Here is a 6,444-nt window from a genome sequence, read left to right as displayed (position 1 = left end):
GTGGGCGGGAGACCCGCCCACCCTACAAAAAAAGGCGCCCAGAGGCGCCTTCGTTATTACTGCTTGAGCGTACGCTCGAACAGCTGGTAGATGCGGCGGTACTGGTCGTACCAGGCTTCCGGCTGCACGTAGGCGTGGCGCTCCAGCGGGTAGCTGGCCAGTTCCCAGTTGTCCTTCTTCAGTTCGATCAGGCGCTGGGCCATGCGCACCGAGTCCTGGTAGAACACGTTGTCGTCGACCATGCCGTGGGCGATCAGGAGGTGGCCCTGCAGCTTGTCGGCGTACTCGATCGGCGAGGAGATCTTGTAGGCCTGCGGGTCGATGTCCGGCGTGTTCAGGATGTTGGCGGTGTACTCGTGGTTGTAGGTCACCCAGTCGGTCACCGGACGCAGGGCGGCGCCCGACTTGAAGACTTCCGGGGCGCGCATCAGGGCCATGAAGGTCATGAAGCCGCCGTAGCTGCCGCCGTACAGGCCGACGTTCTTGGCGTCGCCCTGGTGCTGCGCCACCATGTAGTTCACGCCGTCGATGTAGTCCACCAGCTCCGGATGGCCCATCTGGCGGTAGATGGCGGTGCGCCACTTGCTGCCGTAACCCTTGGAGGCGCGGAAGTCCATGTCGAGCACGACGTAGCCCTTCTGGACCAGCAGGTTGTGGAACATCTGCTCGCGGAAGTAGTTCGGGTAGCGCTTGCTGACGTTCTGCAGGTAGCCGGCGCCGTGCACGAACATCACGACCGGGTACTTCTTGCCCGGCTCCAGCTGGGCCGGACGGTACAGCTTGGCCCAAACCGGATCGCCGCCGGCGCTCGACGGCACCGCCACGTATTGCGGCTCGACCCACTGGCGCGCCTTGAACTCGGCAGTGCGGGTGTCGGTCAGCTTGGTCGCCGCGCCGCCGCTCACCGGCACGGTGGCCAGCTGGATCGGGGTGTAGCTGCTCGACCAGTGCACCAGCAGTTTCTTTTCGTCCGGCGACAGGGTGAAGCGCTCGACGCCGTCGAGGCTCGTCACTTCGCGGACCGTGCCGTTCCTGGCATCGACGGCGCACACTTCGTAGTCGCCCGGCGTTTCGCGGTTGCACATCACGTAGGCCATCTTGCCGTCGTGCGACCAGCGCACGTCCGAGGCTTCCCACTTGCCGGAGGTGAGGGCGCGGGCAGGACCGCCTTCGGCCGGCTGGGTGTACAGGTGCGAGTAGCCGCTTTCCTCGGACAGGTACCACAGGGTGCGGTTGTCCGGCAGCCAGCCGAACTCGTTGTTGTCGTAGTTGATCCAGGCCTGGTCGGTCAGGCGGTGCAGCGGCTTGAGCTTGGCGGCCTGCAGGTCGACGGTGGCGATCCAGCGGTCCTTGTTGTCCACCGCGCGCAGCATCACGGCGACGTTGGCGCCGTTGGCCGACCATTCGATCGCGTCGGCGCGGTCGATGACGCGCACCGCGCGGTTGCCCTTGAGCGGCTCCTTCTTGGCGGCGGCGCGCAGCTCGGCCAGCGGGTCGACGTTCACGCCCGGCAGCACGTCGAAGGACAGGTCCTGCACCTTGTTGGTGCGCAGGTCGACCAGCTTCAGTGCATGGGGCGCCGGCATGTTGCGGCCGACGCGGGTGCGCTGGTCGTCGAATTCCTCGTAGCCCGATTCGGTCACGTAGCGCGGCATCTTGCCGACGCGGCCCTTGTCGCCGCCTTTCGGCGCGGTGACGACCAGCAGCCAGCGGCCGTCCGGCGAGAGCACGCTGCCCTCGATCGCGACCTTGTCGCCCAGGTAGACCGGGGCCGGGGGCAGGGTCGGGTCGATGCGGCGCTGTTCGTTCATGCGCTCGCGCAGCGCGTCGCGCTCGTCCTTCTGGCGCTTGAGGTGGGCCATCAGGCGCAGCTGCTGGTCGCGCAGCGCGTCTTCCTCGTTCACCGCCGGGTCCTTGGCGGCGCGCGGCAGCGCGACCGGGCCGACCACGCGGGTGGCGCGATCCCAGCCGTACCAGTCGGTGCCGATGCGGTAGTAGACGGTGCGTTCGTCGTGCGAGTACTGCAGCGCGTCGAGCTTGGTGGCGCCGCGCGTGATCTGCACCAGCGCGCCGCTCTTCAGGTCGCGCTCGAACAGGTCGCCGTTACGCAGCATCAGGGCACGGGTCTGGGCCGGGTTGTAGATCACCTCGGCGCCGTCGATCTTGCTTGCTTCGGCATCGCTCACCAGCTTCGGCTTGCCGCCCTGGGTGATTTGCCAGGTGTCGCGGATCGGCGAACCGGTGCGCTTCTGCTTGTAGAAAACCTGTTTGCTGTCCCAGCTCCACCAGGCGGCTTCCACCGGCGTGCCGATCCAGTCGGGGTGGGCCATGGCCTGGTCGAGGGTGATGGGCGTGGAGGCCGCCGCCGGCAGCGCCAGGAGCGCTGCGAAGATCGTGAGTGCTGGTGTACGCATCGTGTCGTGTGTGCTGTAGTAGAAAGGAGGTTGGCTTTCTTGCCAGAAAATGCGACTTGCATTCTAGCTCAGCATTTCACGATATGGGGGGTGCGGAGAACGGTCCTGCTAAAAAAGAAAGCGCCGGCGTACGTACATACGTACAACCGGCGCTCATCCGTCAATACGGCTGTTGCGTCGCAGCGTTCAGGCCGCCTTGCCCGGACGTTTTGCCGGGCGCAGGAACAGGGCCAGGCGGACCACCAGCGCCACGATGGCACAGGCGCTCAGGACGGTATCGAACATGCTCATGTTCAGCCCCGGACGGCAGGCGCCCAGCCGCCATGCGCGGCATAGAGTTCGATCGAGAAGCTGCGCACTGCGGCGAGCGCGCTGGCGAAGAAGCGGCGGGTTGCGGCCATGGTGTTTCCCCTGTAAAGATAGCGATGTTGCGGTGCAGTATAGAGAGGAAGGCTCCATAAATAAACTTTAGATTGGTGATTCCATCGATACATCGGGTGAATAATTGGTGACATCAGACGTTCTCTGATATTTACGCCGCGAATGTCTCTTTGTTGCCACTGTGAATATTGCTGGGCTGGACCGCTTCTTGCATGACACGCCGGCATGAAATCCAATGGCTGTGCAGTACCCCATCTGCGGATCGTCGTCGTCAATCCTGTTGCCACACCCGGCGCGGAAGCCGATGCGGCGCTGGCCGGGCAGGCGCGCCGCAGCGCCGCGCTGCGCATCGGGCTGCTCGAATCGGGCTACGACCTGGTCGCCTCGCTCCCCGCCGACGTGTTCCTGCCCGAGCGCATCGGCCAGCTGCAGCCGGACATGATCATCGTCGACAGCGCGTCGGATGCGCGCGACGTCCTCGAGCACATCGTGATCGCCACGCGCGACGCGCGCCGCCCCATCGTGCTGTTCACCGAGGACGACGCGCCGGCCAGCATGGACGCCGCCCTGGAAGCGGGCGTGTCGGCCTACATCGTGGCCGGCCTGCAGTCCGAGCGCGTGAAACCGGTGCTCGACGTGGCGCTGGCGCGCTTCCGGCGCGAGCAGAAGCTGTTGGACGAGCTGGAAGGCACGCGCCAGAAGCTGGCCGAGCGCAAGCTCGTCGACCGCGCCAAGGGCCTCTTGATGACGCGCTACCGGCTCACCGAGGAGCAGGCCTACCAGCGCCTGCGCAGCATGGCCATGAACAAGAACCTGAAGCTGGCGGAGATCGCGCAGCGGCTCATCGACGTGGAAGACCTGCTCGGCTGATGCCGGCGGTGCACAGGACAGGAACAGCATGACAGGCACAAGGCAGGAGAGCGGCGGCGCATGGATCGCCGGCTCGGATAAACCGGAAAGGACACGGGTCCGCATCGGCTACATGCCGCTGGCGGACTGCGCGCCGGTGGTGATGGCATCCGTGCTCGGATTCGACGAAGCGTACGGGATCAAGTTCGAACTGCGCCGCGAGCTCTCGTGGACCGGCATGCGCGACCGCCTGGTCGGCGGCGGCATCGACGCGGCCCACGTCCTGTATGGGCTCCTGCTTGGCCTGCAGATGGGCATCGGCACGCGGGCTTCACAAGTGGCGGTCCTGATGAACCTGAACCGCAACGGCCAGGGCATCACCCTGTCGCGCGCCCTGGCTGCCAAGGCCCCCGACGCCGCGGCGCTGGCGCGTCTGGTGCATGGCGGCGCACTGCGCCCCAGCTTCGGGCATACCTTCCCGACCGGGAACCATGCGATGTTCCTGTATTACTGGCTGGCGGCGGCGGGCATCGATCCCTTCGAGCACTGCAAGCTGGTCACCGTGCCGCCCGGGCAGATGGCGGCGAGCCTGGCGGCCGGCCACCTGGACGGCTTCTGCGCCGGCGAGCCCTGGGGCCAGCGCGCGCTGCGCGAAGGCGCCGGGCTGCCGGCAGTGTCGAGCGAGGAGATCTGGCCCGACCATCCGGGCAAGGTGCTGGGCACGAGCGCCGATTTCGCCGCGGCCAATCCGAACACCTGCCGCGCCATGGTCGCCGCATTGCTGGCGGCGGCGCGCTGGCTGGACGCCTCCGGCGCCAACCGCGAGGCGGCGGCCGAGGTGCTGGCCAGCCCGGGCTATGTGAATGCGGGCAGGGACCTGCTGCAGCACTGCCTGGCCGGACGGCCGGGCCAGGCGCAGGCCGCGGACGGCTGGCGCGGCCACAACGGCCTGCATTTCTTCGCCGGCGGCGCGGCCAGCTTTCCCTGGCTCTCGGACGGCATGTGGTTCCTCACCCAGCAGCGCCGCTGGGGCTTGCTGCGCGCCGATCCCGCCTATGCCGCGATCGCGCGCGAGGTCAGCCGCATCGATCTCTACCGCGACGCCGCGGCCATGGCCGGCGTCGACCTGCCCGATGCCTCCATGCGCAGTTCGACCCTGCTCGACGGACGCATCTGGGATGGCAGCGATCCGGCGGGCTACGCCGCCGGGTTCGTGTGCGCAGCTTGAACCGGTGCGCATGCCTGCATCATTTACGGGCATGTTGCACCGCAATGTAGCGCACGACGGCGTCGATTCCAGGCGCCTCCCCTTGCCGAAGGGATGGCACGGGTCTTGCTGTTAGAGCGGTACGGGATCAATGGCGATCCTCTTCACTTCTTCGCCGGCCTAACGAGGGGCCGGCAACCGGACAACGGCGTCCGCGATTCGCTGCCAGCACGGCAGGAGCGCGGACGCCGTTTTGTTTTTCAAAGGAAGAAACATGGCCCATACATTGGACAACAAGGCGAACCGCATCAATCTCTTCTCGTTCGACACGGCGCCGATGCGCGCCTTCCACCTGACCTGGGTGGCCTTCTTCATCTGCTTCTTCGCCTGGTTCGCCTGCGCGCCGCTCATGCCGGTGATCAAGGGCGAACTCGGTTTGTCGATGGAGCAGATCGCCAACATCAACATCGCGGCGGTCGCCATCACGATCTTCGTACGGCTGCTGATCGGCCCCCTGTGCGACCGCTACGGTCCGCGCAAGGCCTATACCGGCCTGCTGCTGCTGGGTTCCATCCCGGTGCTGGGCGTGGCCATGGCGCAGAGCTACGAAAGCTTCCTGCTGTTCCGTCTCGGGATCGGCGCGGTCGGCGCCAGCTTCGTCATCACCCAGTACCACACCTCGGTGATGTTCGGTCCCAAGGTGGTCGGCACCGCCAATGCAGCGGCGGCCGGGTGGGGCAACAGCGGCGGCGGCGCGGCCCAGGCCCTGATGCCGCTGCTGCTCACCGCCGTCACCATGCTCGGCGTCTCGCAGGCCCTGGGCTGGCGCCTGGCGCTGGTGGTGCCGGGCCTGATGATGATCGTGATGGCCTTCTTCTACTGGCGCTACACCCAGGACTGCCCGGCCGGCAACTACGACGAGTTGCGCGCGCGTGGCGAAGCGCTCCCGGGCGGCAAGGGCGGCTGGGCGAGCTTCGCCAGTGCCTGCCGCAACTACCGCGCCTGGCTGCTGTTCGTCACCTACGGCGCCTGCTTCGGCATCGAGATCTTCATCCACAACATCGCCGCCGTGTACTACGTCGAGCACTTCGGCCTGTCGCTGGGCGCGGCCGGGCTGGCGGCCGGCAGCTTCGGCCTGCTGGCGCTGTTCGCCCGTGCGCTGGGCGGCTGGCTGTCGGACCGCAGTGCCAGAAGCGGAAACCTGAACCGCCGCGTCACCGTGCTGTTCGTGCTGATGATCGGCGAGGGCCTGGGCCTGCTGTGGTTCGCCCAGGCCGACGGCGTCGTCTACGCCGTGATCGCCATGCTGTGCTTCGGCCTGTTCACCCACATGGCCTGCGGCGCGACCTATGCGCTGGTGCCCTTCGTCGCGCCCAAGGCATTGGGCGGCGTGGCCGGCATCGTCGGCGCCGGCGGCAACGTCGGCGCCGTGGCCGCCGGTTTCCTCATGAAAGGCACCGGCGACATCGCCCAGACCTTGACCATCCTGAGCGTGCTGGTGCTGGCGTCGAGCCTGTGCGCCATCGCCGTCCGTTTCACCATGACCCCCAGCGAGGCCGCGCCGGCCGCGCCGGCGGTGTCCGCAGCATAAGG

At 67.1% G+C, this 6,444-nt stretch carries 4 protein-coding genes; 3 read left to right on the top strand and 1 reads right to left on the bottom strand.

Going from position 1 to position 6,444, the window contains the following annotated elements:
* Nucleotides 1-56 precede the first annotated feature (56 nt).
* Nucleotides 57-2,414, bottom strand: coding sequence for a S9 family peptidase (locus tag ACK4S9_RS10365; protein ID WP_409725091.1), 2,358 nt, complete (start codon nucleotides 2,412-2,414; stop codon nucleotides 57-59).
* Nucleotides 2,415-3,020: 606 nt separating this feature from the next.
* Here ACK4S9_RS10365 and ACK4S9_RS10360 point away from each other — a divergent pair.
* The 3 genes from ACK4S9_RS10360 to ACK4S9_RS10350 all read left to right on the top strand — a co-directional run bounded on the left by ACK4S9_RS10360 (nucleotide 3,021) and on the right by ACK4S9_RS10350 (nucleotide 6,442).
* Entirely contained in the window at nucleotides 3,021-3,665 is a 645-nt protein-coding gene (locus tag ACK4S9_RS10360) for an ANTAR domain-containing response regulator (protein ID WP_409725088.1), read from the top strand.
* A 28-nt stretch (nucleotides 3,666-3,693) separates the two neighbouring features.
* Nucleotides 3,694-4,872, top strand: coding sequence for a CmpA/NrtA family ABC transporter substrate-binding protein (locus ACK4S9_RS10355; protein WP_409725085.1), 1,179 nt, complete (start codon nucleotides 3,694-3,696; stop codon nucleotides 4,870-4,872).
* A gap of 253 nt (nucleotides 4,873-5,125) precedes the next feature.
* Entirely contained in the window at nucleotides 5,126-6,442 is a 1,317-nt protein-coding gene (locus ACK4S9_RS10350) for an MFS transporter (protein WP_409725083.1), read from the top strand.
* Nucleotides 6,443-6,444: the final 2 nt, after the last annotated feature.

Source organism: Massilia sp. (assembly GCF_046293535.1).
Taxonomy (GTDB): domain Bacteria; phylum Pseudomonadota; class Gammaproteobacteria; order Burkholderiales; family Burkholderiaceae_D; genus Telluria.
The sequence above is the reverse complement of the archived record's forward strand: the minus strand, read 5'-3'. Positions and strand labels throughout refer to the sequence as shown.

Bases quoted from the DNA above. Each gene is read 5' to 3' on its own strand.
- ACK4S9_RS10365 (WP_409725091.1), bottom strand. From the start codon at position 2,414: ATGCGTACACCAGCACTCACGATCTTCGCAGCGCTCCTGGCGCTGCCG.
- ACK4S9_RS10360 (WP_409725088.1), top strand. From the start codon at position 3,021: ATGAAATCCAATGGCTGTGCAGTACCCCATCTGCGGATCGTCGTCGTC.
- ACK4S9_RS10355 (WP_409725085.1), top strand. From the start codon at position 3,694: ATGACAGGCACAAGGCAGGAGAGCGGCGGCGCATGGATCGCCGGCTCG.
- ACK4S9_RS10350 (WP_409725083.1), top strand. From the start codon at position 5,126: ATGGCCCATACATTGGACAACAAGGCGAACCGCATCAATCTCTTCTCG.